Source organism: Candidatus Thiothrix sulfatifontis (assembly GCA_022828425.1).
Classification (GTDB): domain Bacteria; phylum Pseudomonadota; class Gammaproteobacteria; order Thiotrichales; family Thiotrichaceae; genus Thiothrix; species Thiothrix sulfatifontis.
The window spans coordinates 1,941,399-1,960,214 of sequence record CP094685.1 but is presented as its reverse complement, the minus strand read 5'-3'; the positions used below and the strand labels follow the sequence as shown (position 1 = coordinate 1,960,214).

General features: G+C 54.0%; 16 protein-coding genes. 11 read left to right on the top strand and 5 right to left on the bottom strand.

Annotated elements, in window-relative coordinates:
* The first annotated feature begins 2 nt into the window (after positions 1 to 2).
* The 3 genes from hisS to bamB are packed head-to-tail and all read left to right on the top strand — an operon-like array spanning position 3 to position 3,116.
* Complete coding sequence (gene hisS / locus L3K52_10060) at positions 3 to 1,283, top strand: histidine--tRNA ligase (protein ID UOG90551.1); 1,281 nt, start codon at positions 3 to 5, stop codon at positions 1,281 to 1,283.
* A gap of 35 nt (positions 1,284 to 1,318) precedes the next feature.
* Positions 1,319 to 1,945 carry a tetratricopeptide repeat protein gene (locus L3K52_10055; protein ID UOG90550.1) on the top strand — a complete coding sequence of 209 codons (627 nt, stop codon included), beginning with the start codon at positions 1,319 to 1,321 and terminating at the stop codon, positions 1,943 to 1,945.
* A gap of 10 nt (positions 1,946 to 1,955) precedes the next feature.
* The gene (gene bamB, locus L3K52_10050; GenBank protein UOG90549.1) at positions 1,956 to 3,116 is read left to right on the top strand and encodes an outer membrane protein assembly factor BamB; all 1,161 of its coding nucleotides are present in this window, start codon (positions 1,956 to 1,958) and stop codon (positions 3,114 to 3,116) included.
* On the opposite strand, the gene L3K52_10045 is transcribed toward bamB, so the two are convergent.
* Positions 3,090 to 3,725: a uracil-DNA glycosylase family protein gene (locus tag L3K52_10045; GenBank protein UOG93992.1), complete on the bottom strand. Its 636-nt coding sequence runs from the start codon at positions 3,723 to 3,725 to the stop codon at positions 3,090 to 3,092. The two genes, bamB and L3K52_10045, sit on opposite strands and share 27 nt — an antisense overlap.
* Positions 3,725 to 4,927, bottom strand: a complete 1,203-nt coding sequence (locus L3K52_10040; GenBank protein ID UOG90548.1) for an iron-containing alcohol dehydrogenase — start codon at positions 4,925 to 4,927, stop codon at positions 3,725 to 3,727. Before L3K52_10040 ends, L3K52_10045 begins: the two co-directional genes overlap by 1 nt.
* 295 nt (positions 4,928 to 5,222) lie before the next feature.
* Here L3K52_10040 and L3K52_10035 point away from each other — a divergent pair, with 295 nt between their 5' ends.
* The 8 genes from L3K52_10035 (at position 5,223) to L3K52_10000 (ending at position 16,126) form a co-directional block, all read left to right on the top strand.
* Positions 5,223 to 6,389, top strand: coding sequence for a putative DNA binding domain-containing protein (locus L3K52_10035; protein ID UOG90547.1), 1,167 nt, complete (start codon positions 5,223 to 5,225; stop codon positions 6,387 to 6,389).
* An 11-nt stretch (positions 6,390 to 6,400) separates the two neighbouring features.
* Positions 6,401 to 7,084: a 7-cyano-7-deazaguanine synthase QueC gene (gene queC, locus L3K52_10030; protein ID UOG90546.1), complete on the top strand. Its 684-nt coding sequence runs from the start codon at positions 6,401 to 6,403 to the stop codon at positions 7,082 to 7,084.
* Positions 7,085 to 7,164: 80 nt separating this feature from the next.
* Complete coding sequence (locus tag L3K52_10025) at positions 7,165 to 7,356, top strand: CcdB family protein (protein UOG90545.1); 192 nt, start codon at positions 7,165 to 7,167, stop codon at positions 7,354 to 7,356.
* 81 nt (positions 7,357 to 7,437) lie between these two features.
* Positions 7,438 to 9,075, top strand: a complete 1,638-nt coding sequence (locus tag L3K52_10020; GenBank protein UOG90544.1) for a site-specific DNA-methyltransferase — start codon at positions 7,438 to 7,440, stop codon at positions 9,073 to 9,075.
* On the top strand, positions 9,066 to 11,675 hold the full coding sequence (locus tag L3K52_10015; protein UOG90543.1) for a DEAD/DEAH box helicase family protein: 2,610 nt from the start codon (positions 9,066 to 9,068) through the stop codon (positions 11,673 to 11,675). Before L3K52_10020 ends, L3K52_10015 begins: the two co-directional genes overlap by 10 nt.
* A 327-nt stretch (positions 11,676 to 12,002) precedes the next feature.
* Positions 12,003 to 13,916 carry a DNA topoisomerase IV subunit B gene (gene parE, locus L3K52_10010; protein UOG90542.1) on the top strand — a complete coding sequence of 638 codons (1,914 nt, stop codon included), beginning with the start codon at positions 12,003 to 12,005 and terminating at the stop codon, positions 13,914 to 13,916.
* Positions 13,913 to 14,371, top strand: coding sequence for an MEKHLA domain-containing protein (locus L3K52_10005; protein ID UOG90541.1), 459 nt, complete (start codon positions 13,913 to 13,915; stop codon positions 14,369 to 14,371). Before parE ends, L3K52_10005 begins: the two co-directional genes overlap by 4 nt.
* A 72-nt stretch (positions 14,372 to 14,443) precedes the next feature.
* Complete coding sequence (locus L3K52_10000; GenBank protein ID UOG90540.1) at positions 14,444 to 16,126, top strand: hypothetical protein; 1,683 nt, start codon at positions 14,444 to 14,446, stop codon at positions 16,124 to 16,126.
* Here the strand turns inward: L3K52_10000 and tadA are convergent.
* Genes tadA through L3K52_09985 form a run of 3 tightly spaced genes read right to left on the bottom strand, consistent with a single transcriptional unit; the run spans position 16,103 to position 18,763 of the window.
* Positions 16,103 to 16,591, bottom strand: coding sequence for a tRNA adenosine(34) deaminase TadA (tadA, locus tag L3K52_09995; GenBank protein ID UOG90539.1), 489 nt, complete (start codon positions 16,589 to 16,591; stop codon positions 16,103 to 16,105). The two genes, L3K52_10000 and tadA, sit on opposite strands and share 24 nt — an antisense overlap.
* On the bottom strand, positions 16,582 to 17,820 hold the full coding sequence (gene tilS / locus L3K52_09990) for a tRNA lysidine(34) synthetase TilS (GenBank protein UOG90538.1): 1,239 nt from the start codon (positions 17,818 to 17,820) through the stop codon (positions 16,582 to 16,584). Before tilS ends, tadA begins: the two co-directional genes overlap by 10 nt.
* Positions 17,810 to 18,763 (bottom strand): acetyl-CoA carboxylase carboxyltransferase subunit alpha, encoded by a 954-nt coding sequence (locus L3K52_09985; GenBank protein ID UOG90537.1) that lies wholly within the window; start codon positions 18,761 to 18,763, stop codon positions 17,810 to 17,812. The genes tilS and L3K52_09985 overlap by 11 nt, the downstream gene beginning before the upstream one ends.
* Positions 18,764 to 18,816: the final 53 nt, after the last annotated feature.

Genomic DNA, 18,816 nt, shown 5'->3' with positions numbered 1-18,816 from the left:
GCATGAGCAAAAATATCCAATCTATCCGGGGGATGAATGACATTCTCCCGGATGCCACCCCCGCATGGCAGTACCTAGAAAACACCGCCCGTACCTTGCTGAATCGGTACGGCTACAGCGAAATCCGTATGCCTATCGTCGAGCAAACCGATTTGTTTTCCCGTGCTGTTGGCGAAGTGACCGATATTGTCGAAAAGGAAATGTACACCTTTACTGACCGTAACGATGACAGTTTAAGCTTACGCCCGGAAGGTACGGCAGGCTGTATTCGTGCCGGAATCCAACACGGGCTGTTACACAATCAGCAACAACGCCTGTGGTATACCGGCCCGATGTTCCGCCACGAACGCCCCCAAAAAGGCCGTTACCGTCAATTCCACCAAATTGGCGTGGAAGCGTTCGGCATGGCGGGGCCGGATATTGACGCCGAACTCATCGCCATGACTGCGCGGTTATGGAAAAGCCTTGGCCTGCGCAACTTGCGCTTGGAATTAAACACGCTGGGCACGCCCGAATGCCGCCATGCGTATCGCGAATTGCTGGTGGACTATTTCACCGCTCATCACGACACACTCGATGAGGATTCCAAACGCCGCCTGCACACCAATCCGCTGCGCATTTTGGATACCAAAAATCCTGACCTGCAAGCCATCGTAGCCGCTGCACCCAGTTTGCACGATCACTTGAATGCGGTTTCCCGCGAACACTTTGCGACCCTGCGTTCCTTGTTGGATAGCATGGGCATTGATTACGAGGTCAATCCGCGCTTGGTACGCGGGCTGGATTACTACACCCACATGGTATTCGAGTGGATAACGGATGATCTCGGCGCACAAAGCACCGTCTGCGCAGGCGGGCGTTACGACGGCTTAGTGGAACAATTGGGCGGCAAACCGACCCCCGGCGTGGGCTTCGGCATGGGTTTGGAACGCCTGATTCTGCTGCTGGAAACTCAAGGTATTGCTCCACCCGTCACCGCCCCCGATGTTTATTTGATCATGGCAGGCACCGCCGCGATTCAAACCGGCTTGACATTGGCAGAAACCTTGCGTGATGCCCTGCCCGATTTGCGCCTGATCAGCAATGGTGGCGAAGGCAGTTTCAAAACACAAATGAAACGAGCTGATAAATCTTCCGCCAGTTTTGCCCTGATTCTGGGGGAAAATGAAGTGGAACGTGGCGAAATCGGCCTCAAACCCTTGCGTGACGGCGGTGAGCAGATTACGCTCCCGCTCAGCCAAGTGGCGCAACACCTTGCCGTTTTGCTTGAAAAAACACAATAAATACCAATTTAACTCAATAATTCAGGGGCAAACTGATGTCTGATTACAAAACCGATGATGAAAAAGTCGAAGAACTCAAAGCTTGGTGGAAAGAAAACGGCACTTCCGTCATAGCCGGTATCGCACTGGCAATTGGCGGTTTATTCGGCTGGCAGTATTGGAAAGACTACCAAGAAACCACAGCAGCAGAAGCCTCGGCGCTCTATGCCAAAGTTGAAAAAGCCAGTGAAACTTCATTGGAACAAGCGCAAACAGACATCCAAGCCTTGCAAAGCGGTTACGCCTCCACCCCGTATGCGGCGATTGCCAGCATGAAAGCAGCGCAGCAATACGCTGAAAAAGGCGAATACGAACCGGCAGCCACCGCATTACGCTGGGTCGTCGACAATAGCAAGGAAGCGGATTTCAAACACCTTGCCAATATCCGCCTCGCCCGCGTGTTGCTTGCCATGAAAAAAGTGGACGAAGCGCAAACACTCATCACCCAAACCTACCCTGAGGCGTATCAAGCGCTGATCGAAGAGCTGAAAGGCGACATTTACGTTGCCCAAAATAAACCCACCGACGCACGCGCGGCTTATGACAAAGCAATGCTGGGCGCAGCGGGCAGTTCCAGCGAATTGATCAAACTGAAACGTGACAACCTCGGTGAGGGAACCTAACAAGGACACCATGAAACACATTAGCGTCGCCCTGCTCGTCGCTGTCGCCTTATCGGGTTGCGGCACACTCTCACAAATGACCACAGCGGTTATTCCTGCCAAAACGGAAAACCCGCCGAAAGCCTTGAAAGAAGTCAAAGCCACTGCCACCGTGCGCACCTTATGGCAAGTCAGCACGGGTAGCAGCAGCGGCAAAGACTATGTGCGTATCCACCCGACGGTGGATGACAGCGCCGCATTAGTGGCGGGCGGGCGTTCAGCCAGTGCCTGGAGTAAAGCCAACGGCGGGCGCATTTGGCAAACCACGCTTGATGGCGACGTCACTGGTGGAGTCAGCGGCGGCGCCGGTGGCGTATTCCTCGGCACAGGCAACGGTAATGCAATTGCCTTAGAGCGGCAAACCGGCAAAATCCTGTGGTCAACGCCCTTGGGCAGTGAAGTATTGGCAGCATCAGCGCCTAATAACGGTGTTGTGGTATTCCGCACCAGTAACGGCGGTTTGCACGGCCTTTCCACCCAAAGCGGGCAAGTCCTCTGGCGTGAAGGGCGCAAAAGCCCGACGCTTTCGTTGCGTGGCGCAAGCACCCCGATTGTCGTGGGCGGCATGGTCATCGCCGGTTTCGATAACGGTGTGGTCACGGCTTTCGACATGCAAAGCGGCAAAGGGCTGTGGGAAGTTACCTTGTCCGTGCCACGCGGCAGCAGCGATCTTGACCGCATGACCGACGTGGATGGCGAGATGAAAGCCCTGGGCGAAGCGCTGTTTGCCGCGAGTTACAACGGGCGAATTGCAGGCATCAATATGCGCGACGGCAGTGTCGCCTGGGCAGCGCCCTACTCCAGCTATACCGGCGTGGATGCTGACCCGAACGGCTTGTATACCAGCAATGACGCGGGCGATCTGTGGAAACTGGAACCGCTTTCTGGCAACCCGGTGTGGAAAATGGATGACCTGCAACGTCGCCAACCCACTGCGCCCGCGCTACTGGGGCAATACCTCGTCATCGGTGATTACCAAGGCTATTTGCATTGGATCAATACCAGCAACGGGCAAGTGGCAGCACGCACCCAAGGCGATAAAACCGGCTACACCGTCGCCCCCGTTAAAGACGGCAATGTTATTTATACCTTAGGGAAAAGCGGCTTACTCGCGGCTTTCAGCGTCCAATAAGCCAAGCCACGCGGGGTGTGCTGCCAAAGCTTGCAGCGCATCCTGCAACAAGGTTTTTCCCGGCTCAGTACGAAACCACGTCGACAAACCTGATGGATGCGGCAGCGGCAGCAAATCGACTTCGCGCCCGTCGATCACCGTGCGATGGCATTTCCCCACCACTTCATCCAACTTTTTGGCGCTAAGAAATTGGCTAATGGCCAATTTGCCAATCAAAATCAACAGTTGCGGACGCAATAAGCGAATTTCTGCATTCAGCCAGCGTGAGCAATTCGCCACCTCTTCCGTCGAGGGAACGCGATCACCGCCTTGCGCTTGCTTGCCCGGAAAACACCGACAAACTGCCGCCATGTAAACCCGTTGCCGAAATGCCGTTTCATCCAAACCAATCCCTTCAAACCATTTGAAGAGGGTTTTGCCTGCTGTCCAACCAAACGGGCGCATGACCTTGGCCTCGTGGATACCGGGCGCTTGCCCGATGGACATCACGGGTGACACAACGGGTTCGCCAGTAATGACCGGGCGGATCATCAGCGGGCAAAGCGTGCATTGACGCAAGGCTTGTTGGTGTTGCACCAAATCGACGGGGGCATACGCGGGCAATGCCATCACAAGCAAACCCGAATTAGGTGCGCAATATCGCTATCGGTCAGCGCAATCGGGTTGGTTTTCATGCTGGAACCGCGTGAATGTGCGACGATTTTCGGAATATCCGCCTCCGTAACCCCAAAATCTGCTAAACGTGGCAATTGCAATTGATGCGCCCAAGTGGTCAACGTGTGTACCAAAAACACCCGCGCCCCGACCGGATCAACATGGCTACGCCCTCGGAACAATTTACCGACCGTGGTGTATTTTGCCAATGCGGGGTTGTCGGGTTCATTGGCCTCCATCAGGTCAATGTTTAAGCGCGTGGCTTCAGTCACCAACATGCCGCAGCCGACCCCGTGCGCAATCGGGTGAAACGCCCCCAGCGGTGCGACCACACCGTGCACCGAACCCAGCCCCGTTTGTGCCAAACAAATACCCGATAACAGCGCAGCGTAAGCCATTTTGCCGCGAGCCGCGCTATCGCTGGGGTCATGGTAGAAATTTAGCAAGCTATCGCGTACCGCTTCCATGCCCGACAACGCCAGCGCATCGGTCAGCGGATTGGCACGGGTGGACACGTAAGCTTCCAGCAACTGGGTGAACGCATCCATGCCATTCGCTGCAATTTGCGCGGGTGGGCAAGTTGCCAGTAAATCGGGGTCAATGATGGCGTATTCGGCAACCAAGCGCTCGTCGCGAAACGATTTTTTAAAACCGTATTCGCCCTGCACCGACAACACCGCGTTTTTGGTGGCTTCTGAACCCGTGCCAGCCGTGGTAGGCACGGCGATGAACGGTGTAGCAGCACCTTGATACGGCAATTCGGGGCCGACACCTTCCAAATGATCCAGCACCGAATTGCCGGGTTTGAGCAGCCCCGCCACCGCTTTGGCAGCATCCAAGGGACTGCCGCCGCCAATGCCAATGACTGCATCAAAACCCCTATCCGGCAAGGCATTGCAGGCGGCGACGGTGGCATCCACCCATTGCGGGGAAGGCTCTTGTGTCACCCGCCGAATTTCCCACCTAAAACCAGCCGCTTGCAAGTCGTGAAACAACGCTTCAGCAGCAACAGAATCCGTGAATGAGCCAGCCCCGGTGATAATCAGCAAACGTTTGCCGTATTGCGCGGCAATCGCGGGCAACTTACGGATAGCCCCTGCGCCGAATTCGATACGCGGCAAGCGGGCGATTGAAAAAGGGGCAAGCGTGGTTTGCATCAGGCGACTCCGGTTTGAATAAGCTTAAGCGCAAGCAAGCATGACGCATCCAAGCAACTAGCGCAACGCCTGCACCTGCGCCATAATTCGCGCTTGATTCCTTGCAAGCTGACGCAAATCCATGAAAAAAGCAGTCATTCTTCTCAGTGGCGGACTCGATTCCACGCAACGTTATGGTCTGCCCCCGGTGATAATGGCAAACCGTGTGTGCATTGCCGATCCATTATTGCTGCACGACTGAACCCATTTTTTACTATACTGAAAGCCACCGTCAATCTCAGGATCAACACACAGCATGGACACCACCGCACTGCAAGCCATCATCGACCGAGGCGAAGACGGGCAACATCAGTTCAAGTCCGACGTAACCAACATCAATGCCTTGGCGGCTGAAATGGTGGCATTCAGCAACGGCATTGGTGGCATGATCTTGATCGGTGTCAAGGATGATGGTTCATTTGCAGGCTTAACCCGTGAAGACATCGGACGCTTGAACCAACTGATTGCGAATGCCGCCTCCCAATCCGTGCGCCCTCCCATCAACCCGCAAACGGAAAATATCGCCACCGCTGGCGGTTTGGTGATGGTCATTCAAATTCCTCAAGGCATTAGCAAGCCTTACATGGATAACAACGGTTTGATCTGGGTAAAAAGTGGCGCAGACAAACGTAAAGTGAGTGCCCGTGAAGAGATTCAACGGATGTATCAAGCGGCTGGCTTGTTGCATGGCGATGAAATCCCCGCCAAAGGCTTGACGGTCAAGGATTTGGATAAAGATTATTTCGCCTCTTTCTTGCAAAAACACTTGAACACTGTCGTCGATGAACTGGAAATCCCCCTGCCTACCCTGCTGGAAAACATGAATTTGATGCGGGATGGCGTGCTTAATGTGGCGGGTGCGTTGCTTTTTGTGCGTAACCCCAGTTTTCACCTGCCTACCTTTATTATCAAAGCCATTGCCTTTCCCGGCACAGACTTAAATACCACGACTTACTTGGACAGTCAGGATATGAGCGGCAAAATGCTGGATGTGTTTCAGCAAGCCATCGGTTTCGTCATGCGTAACCTGCATCATGTGCAAGCGGGGCAAAGCGTCAATTCCTTGGGTGAGCTGGAAATTCCCCGCATTGTGTTTGAAGAACTGATTACTAATGCACTGCTGCATCGGGATTATTTTGTCTCTGCCACCATCCGCCTGTTTATTTTTAAAGATCGGATCGAAATTATCAGTCCGGGACATTTACCCAACAATTTGACCGTCACCAAAATTAAGCTGGGTAATTCCAATATCCGCAACCCGATTTTGGTGTCGTTTGCCAGCCGCATGTTGCCTTACCGGGGCTTGGGGAGCGGCATTGTACGGGCATTAAGTGCCTACCCCGATATTGAATTTGTCGATGATCGCGACAACAATTTGTTTAAAGCGATTATTCAACGTCCCCCCTTTCCTCCTCTAAACTAGTCGAGACGACCATGAAAAAAGCAGTCATTCTTCTCAGTGGCGGACTCGATTCCACCACCGTCCTTGCCATTGCCAAAGCACAAGGCTATGAACCCTACGCGCTCTCGTTCCGCTACGGGCAGCGCCACAGCGTCGAACTTGCGTCCGCACAACGGGTGGCGGCGGCGATCCAGGTCAAGGAACACGTCATTGCTGACATTAACCTGCGTGCTTTTGGCGGTTCGGCATTGACGGCTGATATTGATGTTCCCAAAGGGCGTGATACTGCCGCGATGGAAGCCGATATTCCGATCACCTACGTCCCCGCTCGCAATACGATTTTCCTATCGTTCGCGCTGGGCTGGGCGGAAGTGCTGCACGCTAACCATATTTTTGTGGGGGTGAATGCGCTCGATTATTCGGGCTACCCCGATTGCCGCCCGGAATTCATCAGCGCGTTTGAAACGATGGCGAATCTTGCGACCAAAAGCGGGGTTGAGGGCAATAAGCTCACTATCCACGCGCCACTGATTGAGATGAGCAAGGCCGACATTATCCGTAAAGGGTTGGAACTGGGCGTGGATTATGGCTTGACCAGCAGTTGTTATGACCCCGGTGCTGACGGCAAACCGTGCGGGCAATGCGACTCTTGCCTGCTGCGTGCCAAAGGCTTTGCGGAGGCGGGCATTGCTGATCCGTTGTTGCGTGAAGAATAGCTAAAACAAAACCGTGGCGCACTCGATACTTACAATGAGCGCATCGAACAACGCGGCGTATACTCAAAACGCGCGTCATTGTGCCGTTAGAAGTCTATGGCAATGCCAAACCAGCCCAAACGCTGACGCCCGTTTTCGACATTGAAAATACGCTGATGATGATGTCCACACCGGAATTAGCGGGTATTCCTGCGCGTTATTTGGGCGAATACGTCACATCGCTCGCCAGCCAACGCCAAGAAATCATGGCTGCGCTGGATTTGTTATTTTAGAGGATATAGCCAACACTTTACGGATACGCCTTAACCCGCTATGTTGACGCGCACTAACCGTATCGCTCAAAGGAATAACCCTTGCCCACGCTCAACTGGATTGGCAAACAAGCCGTTGCCTCGCATCACAAGGAAGTGCCGTTCCGTTTGGTCGAACCCGTACCGGAGCTATCCGCCGGGGATGTGGAGAGCGGCAACCTGATTGTGCAGGGCGACAACCTCTTGGCTTTGAAAGCCTTATTGCCGCGCTACGCTGGGCAAGTAAAGTGCATTTACATCGACCCGCCGTACAACACCGGCAACGAAGGCTGGGTCTACAACGATAATGTCAACAGCCCCGAAATCCGCCGCTGGTTGGGTGAAACGGTTGGTAAGGAAGGCGAAACACTCGACCGCCACGACCGCTGGCTGTGCATGATGTACCCACGCCTCATGCTCCTCAAACAATTCCTCCGCGAAGATGGCGCAATCTTCATCTCCATCGACGACAACGAAGCGGCTAATTTACGCCTAATCATGGATGAAATTTTCGGCAGAGAGAACTTTTTATGTACTTTTGCTTGGGAAAAACGCTATGCACCACCGCCAGATACCAAAGATTTTGGTTACTTACATGAAACGTTGATTGCGTATAGAAAAACGTCGGCTTTTAAACGCCATTTGCTGCCATTAACTGGAGATCAAAAGTCTCGATATAAAAATCCAGATAATGATTCTCGCGGTTCATGGAAGGCTGAAAATTACACATGTCGATATACTGCTGATGAAAGACCCAATCTTTATTATCCAATAACTCAGCCAGTGACTGGAGAACTGATATATCCTAAACGCACAAGAGTTTGGGCTATGTCACAAGAAACCCATGAAAAAAATGTAGCTGAAGATCGCCTATGGTGGGGGTTAAAAGGCGAAAATACGACACCATCGCTAAAAAACTTTATGTCAAAAATACAACAAGGAATGATGCCTGTAACGCTATTAAAACATGAAATAGCTGGGCATACAGACGAAGCTGCCAAAGAGTTGCGCGAGTTGGTGCCGTGGATCAAGTTCACACCAAAACCAACCAGGCTTATTCAATATTTGTTGAAAATTGCGAGTGATAAGGATTCGTTGGTGCTGGACAGCTTCGCGGGGTCAGGCACAACCGCCCATGCGGTGCTGAAACAGAACGCGGAGGATGGCGGCAACCGCCGTTTCATTCTGGTGGAAATGGACAACACCATCGCCAAAACCGTCACCGCCGAACGGGTCAAGCGCGTCAGCCAAGGCTACACCAGTGCCAAAAACAAAGAAGTTACCGGACTCGGCAGCGGCTTCCAGTTCTACCAACTCTCCCAAGAACCGCTATTCGCCGCCGATGGCAAAGTCCGCCCCGACGTGACTTTCCGCCAACTCGCCGAATTCGTTTGGTTCACCGAAACCGGCACAGGCTTAACCCTTGAACCCGCCACCACGTTCACCACCCCGTTACTCGGTATCTTCCAGAATCGCGCTATTTTCATGCTCTACAACGGCATTCTCAAAGACAAAACCGACCTCGGCGGCAATGTCTTAAACGCCAAAACCTTACACCTGCTGCAAACTCTGCTCCCCGAAAAAGACATGCCGTGCGTAGTGTTTGGCGCACGTACCCGTTTCGATAAAAATACGCTCACCAAGCTCAATATCACCTTCCACCAATTGCCTTACGAACTGGCGGCGAAAACATGGTTTTAAGACTCAAAGATTACCAAGAGCAATTGCTGGACGCGCTCGAAGGTTTCCTCAGCCGCACCCGCGAATTGCAAAACCCCGCGATGGCATTTTGGGAAAGTACCAAGGAAGTCTTCGGCTACGGTTTGCCCTATACCCCGTTACCCGGCGCGGAATCTGTGCCGTATGTGTGCCTGCGCGTCCCCACGGGCGGCGGCAAAACCCGCATTGCAGGGCAGTCGATTGCACGGGTCAAAAGCGCGTTCCTCGCCACCGAATACCCGCTGGTGTTGTGGCTTGTCCCGTCCGAGCCGATTCTGGAACAAACTCTCTACACCCTGACAACACGCGGTGAAATGCTCCACGCAGATATGCGCGAACTGTTCGGCGCGGTGAATGTGCTGGACATTAACCAAGCCCTCTACATGACGCGCCCGATGTTGGACAGCGGTGTCACGATCATTGTTGCCACCATGCAAAGCTTCAAACGTGACACCGCCGAAGGCTTGCGCGTTTATCGGCAAAACGGCGCGTTGATGTCGCACTTTGAACACCTGCCCGCCGATTTGAAAGGCGACCATTCGCTGGTGGATGCCATCCGCTTACAGATGCCGTTCATCATCGTGGACGAAGCCCACAACCAAGGCACACCGTTGGCAATGGATACCTTGGTGCGCTTCAATCCCAGTTGCATCCTCGAACTGACCGCCACCCCTGACCGCATTAACCAGCCTTCCAACGTATTACGCAGCGTTTCCGCCGCCACCTTGCAAGCGGAAGACATGCTCAAACTGCCGCTGGAACTGGCAATCCACCCCGAATGGCGCACCTGTTTGACCGAAGCCATTGCACGTTTACGCACGTTGGAACAGGAAGCCCAAACCGAACAGCAATTGACGGGCGAAATCATCAATCCTGTCATTATGCTGATTCAAGCCGAGCGCAAAAATGCCAACAGTGAAAGTTTCGTGCCGGAACGAGTCAGGCAATTCCTCATCGACGATTACCAAATCCCCGCCGCACGCATCGCCATTGCCACTGGCGCATTGGACGAATTGTCCGGTAAAAAGCTGACCGACCCTGATTACCCGCAAGTCATTATTACCGTGGACAAATTGCGCGAAGGCTGGGATTGCCCGTTTGCCTACGTGCTGTTTTCCTTCCGCAACACCACCTCCGCCACTGCCGTTGAACAGGTGTTAGGGCGCGTGTTACGGATGCCGCACGTCAAACGCAAACAGCGCGAAGCCCTCAACCGCAGTTACGCCTACGTGGTTTCCGACCAATTAGCCGCCACCGTGCAAGGCTTGCGGGATGGCTTGGTGCAAAGCGGCTTTGAACGTCAGGAAGCCAAAGATTTAATCAATATCCCGAATGCCCGCAGCGGGGATTTATTCGCCCCCATTAACGACTTGGTGGTGACACTCCCCACCGCCAACGACACCGTTGTTATTCCCAGCAGCGCGGCGATTGCGGTATTGCCCAAAGCCTTGCGCGACAAAATCGAAATCTCCCCCGAAGCGGGCACATTGACGCTCAAAGGCGGCGCGACTCCCGAACAAATCAAAAAAGTGGCGGAAACCTTCAAGCAACCGGAAGCCGCTAAAGCCGTGCGCGAACAATTGGATACGGCACGCGCTAGTGCCATCACCCCCCAGCAACGCGAACCAACGCCCGCCGAACGTGGCATTGTCGCCACCGTACCCTTGTTGGGTCTGCACCAGTTTGGTTTCTTTGACGTGTTTGATACCCGCGCCCTCTCGGATGCGGATTGGGAACTGAGCGACTTTGACCCCAAGTTGACCGCTGATGAATTTGCACCGGATGCGGAGGTGATGAGCCGCGCCCAATTATCCATTACTCAAAAGGGCAAGCTGCAACTCGATTTCTACGACAAACTGGATAACCCGCAACTCAAGATCGACACTATCGAACTGGGTTGGACAGATATTGAGTTGGTGACGTGGCTAGACAAGAATCTGCCCTTCGTTTACGCCGACCAGCCGCAAAAAGTGGCGTGGTTGAATCAAGCCATCCAATATTTGCTGCATGAACGCGGCTTCACCTTGGAAGAACTCGCTTACCGAAAATTCCGCCTGCGCGGAGCGTTAGAGCGCAAAATGGCAAGCGGTCTGGTCTTGGCCAAACAAACCGTGTTCACCGACCTGTTCAAGGATGAAACCCGCTTTGAAGTTCGTGACGAATACAGCATCACCCTCAAGCAAGGCAGCTATGCCTACAATACCCGCTACGACGGATTCATCCATTTCAAGCACCATTTTTTCACCCCCGTCGGAGATTTGCAGCCACACGGCGAAGAATTTGAATGCGCCCAACGCATTGACCAACTCGACAATATCGACTGGTGGGTGCGCAATGTACCCAAAAAACCCAACGCCTTTTGGCTACAAACTGCCAAAGACCGTTACTACCCCGACTTTCTGGTACGCCTGAAAAACGGTATAACACTAGCCGTTGAATACAAAGGCAAACACATAGCCGAACATGACAAGGAAAAACGCCAAATCGGTGAACTCTGGGCAAGGCGTAGCAACGGACGTTGCCGCTTCGTCTGGGTAGAAAACAAAAACTGGCAAGCTCTCAGCGCAGCGACTATTGGATAATAGCTATCATGGATAATAGCTATCAGTTGTACACTATATTATTAGGTAAAATCATGCAGATACCTCACTCACAACGCAGTACCAAACGCCAACCCTCAACACGTATTGCAGGAAAAGGGCAAATTGTCGGTAATCTTTTTGCTCCAACGACAGACATTGACGACTGGAACGCATTGTCTCTTGCTCCCTGCCCCCCTTGCGGGGGAAGGGCTGGGGATGGGGGGATAGTTCGGAGTGAGGCAGTCCAAACAAACCACACTTTCGCTGGTACTCTATAAACTCGGCGTTTAATTTCGCGTTAAACCTTAACAGAAACTAAGAAAACCAATGACCAACAACACCTACGACGCCTCTTCCATCGAAGTCCTCACCGGACTCGACCCCGTGCGTAAACGCCCCGGCATGTACACCGACACCACGCGCCCCAACCATCTGGCGCAAGAAGTCATCGACAATAGCGTAGACGAAGCCCTCGCCGGACACGCCAACCAAATCGACGTAACCCTGCACGCCGATGGCTCGGTTTCCGTCACCGACAACGGGCGCGGAATGCCGGTAGACATCCACCCCGAACAAGGCAAACCGGGGATCGAAGTCATCCTCTGCACCCTGCACGCGGGCGGCAAGTTTTCCGACCAAAACTACCAATTCTCCGGCGGCTTGCACGGCGTAGGCGTATCCGTGGTCAATGCCCTGTCGCGCAAACTCGAAGTCACCATCAAGCGCAACAGCCAGCTTTACCGCATGACGTTTGCTGACGGCAACAAAGCCAGCGAACTCGAAGTCATCGGCAAAGCAGGCAAACGCGAAACCGGCACGACCGTGCATTTCTGGCCAGATGGCAAATACTTCGACACCGTAAAATTCGGCGTTAAAGCCCTCAAGCACAATTTACGGGCAAAAGCGGTACTCTGCCCCGGCTTACGCATCCGTTTCACCGACGCTTCGGCTTCGCTCAGCGCAGGCGCACCCGAACCGGAAGTGACCGAATGGTATTACCAAAGCGGTTTGCGCGATTACCTCAACGAAGCCATCAGCGAATTCATCACCCTGCCCGAAGACCCGTTCACAGGCTCACTCACCGCGCCGCGTGAAACGCTCGACTGGGCATTGCTGTGGCTACCCGAAGGTGGCACTGCCATCCAAGAAAGCTACGTCAACCTGATTCCGACCGTGCAAGGCGGCACACACGTCAATGGCTTGCGCACGGGTGTCACCGACGCATTGCGCGAATACTGCGAATTCCGCAACCTATTGCCACGCGGCATGAAACTCACCCCCGATGACGTGTGGGAAAACATCGCCTTCGTGCTGTCGTTCAAGATGCAAGACCCGCAATTCGCCGGGCAAACCAAAGAACGCCTGTCCTCCCGCGAAGCCGCGAGTTTCATCAGCGGTGCAATCAAAGACGCTTTCAGCCTCTACCTCAACAACAACACCGTGATCGGCGAACAACTCGCGCAACTGGCGATCAATAACGCCACCAAACGCCAGAAAGCCAGCAAAAAAGTCATCCGCAAGCGCGTCACCGCAGGCCCCGCCCTCCCCGGCAAACTCGCGGACTGTTCCTCGCAAGACACCACCCGCACCGAGTTGTTTCTGGTGGAAGGGGATTCCGCAGGTGGTTCCGCCAAGCAAGCCCGTGACCGTGAATTCCAAGCCATCATGCCGTTGCGCGGTAAAATCCTGAATACGTGGGAAGTCGATTCCGAACAAGTGCTGGGTTCGCAAGAGGTACACGACATTTCCGTCGCCATCGGCGTTGAACCCGGCAATGTCGATTTGAGCCAATTGCGCTACGGTAAAGTGTGCATTCTCGCCGATGCAGATTCGGACGGGGCGCACATTGCCACGCTGCTTTGTGCCTTATTTGTCAAACACTTCCGCCCCTTAGTGCAAGCGGGTCATGTGTTTGTGGCGATGCCGCCGCTGTACCGCATCGACATTGGTAAGGAAGTTTATTACGCGCTGGATGAAGCCGAAAAACAGACACGTCTCGACATTATCGCTGCCGAGAAGAAACGCGGCACAGTCGCCGTCACCCGCTTCAAAGGTTTGGGTGAAATGAACCCACTGCAATTGCGCGAAACCACCATTGCCCCCGACACCCGCCGTTTGGTGAAACTCAGCCTCGACGACACCGACGCAGCCGATCTGATGATGGATATGTTGCTGGCAAAAAAACGCGCTGGCGATCGCAAGCAGTGGCTCGAAACCAAAGGCAATCTGGCAAGCGTATGATGGATACCGCCCAACTCACCGCGCATTTGCACCTGCTGCATTCCAGCTTCCGCCATTACGTTGGGCGTGACCTTGCCGATCTTAGTTGGCAAGGTGAAAGCACCGCGCACGCGCTCGACGCTGCACCGTTTGTATTGCTCTCGCACAATACCAATACTGACCCACTCTTCACTTACGGCAATCAGAAAGCACTGGAAGTATTTGAAATAGATTGGGAAACGCTCACCCAATTGCCCTCGCGCTACTCTGCTGAAGCGTTAGTACGCGAAGAGCGCGAACACTTGCTGCAAACGGTTGCCCGCCAAGGTTACATCGACAATTACGCGGGGGTACGTATTTCCAGCAGCGGACGGCGTTTTTTGATTCGCCAAGCCATTGTGTGGAACGTGCGGGATGCACAAGGCAATTACGCGGGGCAGGCTGCTTACTTCGACCAGTGGGAATTTCTGCCTTAAACCCGCGTTCAGGTCTATAATCAAAGCTCAATAACATCGGGCAACCCGCCAAGCGGACAAGGAGATATAAGTATGCCGACCACCATTGAACAGCAAATCAATGCTGACCTCGCGGCTTTTGCGCAAGATCCCAAAGCCTTTATGAACCGCCAACCGCCGAAAACCGATGCCGCAGGCAATCCCGTTACCGGCGCGACCCTGTTTTCGCGCACAGCTATTGAGAACCAAGACTACATTGCAGCGCGTGATGAGCAACGCATGGACATCCTGCAACCGTCTGCGGGCGAACCGGGCGGTGTTTCCACCCGTGCAGCGATTGCCTCCAACGACAAACCCGTCAACTTAGTCGATGCACTGACCTACAACAAACTCAGTGAGATGGAAACCGCTGGTCTGAAAAAAGCCACACTCGCCGAATCACCTTGGTCAGACGATTATTGGGGAATTTACAAAGGGATTCTCGGCGCCCGTTATGCTGACCCTAATTTCCCAGAAGATTCGGATTGGAAAAAGAATTACGATTACGTCCGTACTACCCCGGCGGCTACGATTCTTGCCAGCGGCAATGCCAGCAAAATCAATAACCTTTCCCCTGCTGAGAAATACGATGCTTTGGTTGGCGACGCCAACGAAACCCTCACCAAAAAAATGTGGGCAGACGGCAAATATTACTACGACAAAAACGGCTCCGTCGAAGGCTGGATGGGTATCTGTCACGGTTGGGCACCGGCTGCTTACATGTTGGCCCGCCCCACCAAAAGCGTGACGCTCAAAACCCCCAGCAATGTTGCGATCACATTTTACCCTTCTGATATTAAAGGCTTAGCCTCACTGTTGTGGGCAAACGCCGCCAGTGCTACCCGCTTTATCGGCGGGCGTTGTAACGATAAAGCGCCCGCAACCGACCCCGTAACCGGACGCGTGAAATCCGCAAACTGTTTTGACACCAACCCCGGTGCTTGGCATTTAGCCATCGTCAATCAGCTCGGCGCGGGTAAACGCAGCATGGTGCTGGATGTCACCTTCGACTACGAAGTGTGGAATCAACCGCTGTACGCTTATGAATACCGCTATTTCAACCCGCAAGTCATGCAATATACCGACGATTTAGCCACTGCCACCATCAGCAAAGCGGCTTTCACCGACGATAAATTCAAGACTTACCGCAGTGCTCAAAGCCAATCCATCGTCGGGGTGCGGATGGATGTGTCTTACGTGGTCGAAACCAGCCCGAACCACGAAACCACCGATAGCCCTGCCAAAGACTCCATTCAGAAAGTGACCTACTACTACGATCTGGAGCTGGATGCAGCAGGAAATATCATCGGCGGTGAATGGTATACCAACAAACACCCCGATTTCCTGTGGACACCGGGCAAGGGGCTGAAAGCCAAAACAGCTTATGAAGCGCAAGCCACGGGCGCGTGGACAGCGGGAACGCCTGTCCCCTCTACTTGGCGAGCAGCGGCGAAATCAGCCAGCGCCAAAGGCCAGCCACTGGCAGCACTCGTCGAACAAATCATCAAATTCGCCAATGGTGCGCAACTCGCACCGAATGAAGCGCCAACGCCACCGGCAATTCCGACACCAGTGCCACCCGTGACAACACCAGCACCTAGCGTTACCCCTCCACCAACACCTACGCCACCAGCGCCGCCCACTACACCCGTCACACCGCCAGCACCTGCTACCCCGACGCCAGCGCCAGCAGCCGAATCGTGGTTTAGTCGTCTATTCCGGCGCTGGTTTGGCTAAGGCTGCGGCTGCCCGCCGTTCGCGGAAGAATGCCTGCAACAATGCAGCGCATTCTTCCTGCAATACCCCGCCCTGCACTGCCGCGATCTTGTGGTAGTGGCGCGGGTGTTGCAGCAGGTCGAAAGCACTGCCTGCCGCGCCAGTTTTTGGGTCATACGCACCGAATACCACTCGCTCTACCCGTGCGTGTAGCATTGCGCCGACGCACATTAGGCAAGGTTCGAGCGTTACGTAGAGGGTGGTGTTGGGTAAGCGGTAGTTGCCCGCTAATTGACCGGCTAAGCGCAACGCCAGCATTTCGGCGTGAGCGGAAGGGTCGTGGAGCGTGATGGGCTGATTCCAGCCTTCGGCGAGGATTTTGTCATCACGCACAATGACAGCACCGACGGGGACTTCGCCTTGCTGCCATGCGTTGCGGGCGAGGGTCAGGGCGTGACGCATCCATTGTTCGTCATTCAGTGCCATAAACTCAATACTCCCGGAATACACACCAACCGCTCCCCCACATACACCAACGGCAAGCGCTCTCGCTCCCACGGCGGCACACCCCACTCTTGCAACAAATGCTTAAGGCTATGATGCCCACCGCGCTGCGGCAGATACACGCTTTCCCCACCCTGCCGAAACCGCACGATCACCGTTTCAGGATACCCCACCTCCGCCACCAAGGTGCGCCCCAACGATGCAATCACCAACGGCTCTCGCGTCTCCCACACCAACACTTGCTTAGGATCGTGCGCAGACAACGGCGGCATCGCATACACATCATCCCGATACCGGCGAATTTCGCAGCCATCCCAACGCACACATGGCGTAGCATCCGCCCGCGCCTGCAACACATCACACAACACTTGGCGCAGTTTTTTCTCTTCCGGCAAACGAAAACCACGCTGTATCAACCATTCGCGCAACACCGCTTTTTGCATCGCCCCATCCAGCGCCAATAATTGGCTAACGGATAATGTATTCGGCTTAGTACCTTGCAAACTCGGCAATTTCTCACGCAAAAAATCTGCCAACAACTGACGGCTTTCACCTTGTAAACGCGCTGCCCGCGCCAAGGTCTTACTCGCCGCAGGCCAACGCTGTTCCAATAGTGGCATTATCTGATTACGCAAAAAATTGCGATCAAAACGGCTGTCTTGATTACTGGGGTCGTTTATGAAATTCAATTCATGCTGTTTGGCATAGGTCGCCAATTCCGCCCGACTGCACGCTAATAACGGCCGCCCTAACGCCCCTGACGCAAACGGGCGAATTTCCGGCATCGCTGCCAACCCATTTACGCCACTCCCGCGCAGCAAATGCAGCAGCAAGGTTTCCGCCTGATCGTTCTGATGATGCGCCGTCAACACGATTTCACCCGCTTGCAAGCGTTTGCTGAAAGCCGCATACCGCGCCGTCCGCGCTACCGCTTCCACACTTGCACCCGCCGGAATCACCAATTCCAAGGCTTCCACCACCAGCGGCATTTCCAAATCGGTGCACACCTCACGGCAATGCGCCGCCCATGCCGCAGACATCGCCTGCAAACCGTGATCAATGTGCAAAGCGCGAAACGTTAAATGTGGATATTGCCCGCGCAGATTTGCACAAGCATGAAGTAAAACGTGCGAATCCAGCCCGCCACTGAACCCAATCCAATAACTAGCGGCGGGATGCCGTTGAAAAAACGCGACTAAACTATTCCTCAAACTGCCCAAAGCCCATAATGCGCTGGTAACGCTGATCCAACAATTTGTCGATATTCATGGTCTTCAAATTGCGTAGATTAGCATCGAGCGCCTCGCCGATATGTTGCGCCGCTGCTTCCATATCACGGTGCGCTCCACCCAACGGCTCAGGGATAATCTGCTCAATCAACCCCAGAGATTTCAGACGATCTGCCGTAATTCCCATCGCATCCGCCGCATCAGCCGCTTTTTCCGCACTTTTCCACAAGATCGACGCGCAACCTTCCGGCGAAATCACCGAGTAAGTCGCGTATTGCAACATCATCACCCGGTCGCCCACCCCAATAGCTAATGCACCACCAGAGCCACCTTCACCCACCACCGTGCAAATAATCGGGGTGCGCAATTTCGCCATCTCGTACAAATTGCGGGCAATCGCTTCACTTTGACCGCGCTCTTCCGCGCCGATACCGGGGTATGCACCGGGCGTGTCGATAAAGGTAATGATCGGCAGTTGGAATTTTTCCGCCATGTGCATCAAACGCAGAGCCTTGCGATACCCTTCCGGGCGGGGCATACCAAAATTGCGCTTGATATTTTCATTGGTATCGCGCCCTTTCTGATGCCCGATGACCATGACCGACTGACCACGAAACCTTGCCATACCACCAATAATCGCCTTATCATCGGCAAAGGCGCGATCACCGTGCAACTCTTTGAAATCAGTGAACAAATAACGGATCAAGTCCAGCGTATACGGGCGTTTTGGGTGCCGCGCAAGCTGCGAAATCTGACGCGGGGTCAGTTTGGAAAAAATGGAACGGGTCAACGAGGCAGCTTTTTCTTCCAGCTTGCCAATCTCTTCGCTCAGGTTAATTTCAGCGTCACCGACGTAACGCAGCTCTTCGATCTTCGCCTGTAATTCGGCGATCGGTTGTTCAAAGTCCAGAAAATCCGGGTTCATGCCTGTTGTTTATCCGTTGACCCATGTAATCAAGCGGTTAATTTTACAGTGCT

Coding starts and splice junctions, on each gene's coding strand:
- hisS (UOG90551.1), top strand. CDS start 3: ATGAGCAAAAATATCCAATCTATCCGGGGGATGAATGACATTCTCCCG.
- L3K52_10055 (UOG90550.1), top strand. CDS start 1,319: ATGTCTGATTACAAAACCGATGATGAAAAAGTCGAAGAACTCAAAGCT.
- bamB (UOG90549.1), top strand. CDS start 1,956: ATGAAACACATTAGCGTCGCCCTGCTCGTCGCTGTCGCCTTATCGGGT.
- L3K52_10045 (UOG93992.1), bottom strand. CDS start 3,725: ATGGCATTGCCCGCGTATGCCCCCGTCGATTTGGTGCAACACCAACAA.
- L3K52_10040 (UOG90548.1), bottom strand. CDS start 4,927: ATGCAAACCACGCTTGCCCCTTTTTCAATCGCCCGCTTGCCGCGTATC.
- L3K52_10035 (UOG90547.1), top strand. CDS start 5,223: ATGGACACCACCGCACTGCAAGCCATCATCGACCGAGGCGAAGACGGG.
- queC (UOG90546.1), top strand. CDS start 6,401: ATGAAAAAAGCAGTCATTCTTCTCAGTGGCGGACTCGATTCCACCACC.
- L3K52_10015 (UOG90543.1), top strand. CDS start 9,066: ATGGTTTTAAGACTCAAAGATTACCAAGAGCAATTGCTGGACGCGCTC.
- parE (UOG90542.1), top strand. CDS start 12,003: ATGACCAACAACACCTACGACGCCTCTTCCATCGAAGTCCTCACCGGA.
- L3K52_10005 (UOG90541.1), top strand. CDS start 13,913: ATGATGGATACCGCCCAACTCACCGCGCATTTGCACCTGCTGCATTCC.
- L3K52_10000 (UOG90540.1), top strand. CDS start 14,444: ATGCCGACCACCATTGAACAGCAAATCAATGCTGACCTCGCGGCTTTT.
- tadA (UOG90539.1), bottom strand. CDS start 16,591: ATGGCACTGAATGACGAACAATGGATGCGTCACGCCCTGACCCTCGCC.
- L3K52_09985 (UOG90537.1), bottom strand. CDS start 18,763: ATGAACCCGGATTTTCTGGACTTTGAACAACCGATCGCCGAATTACAG.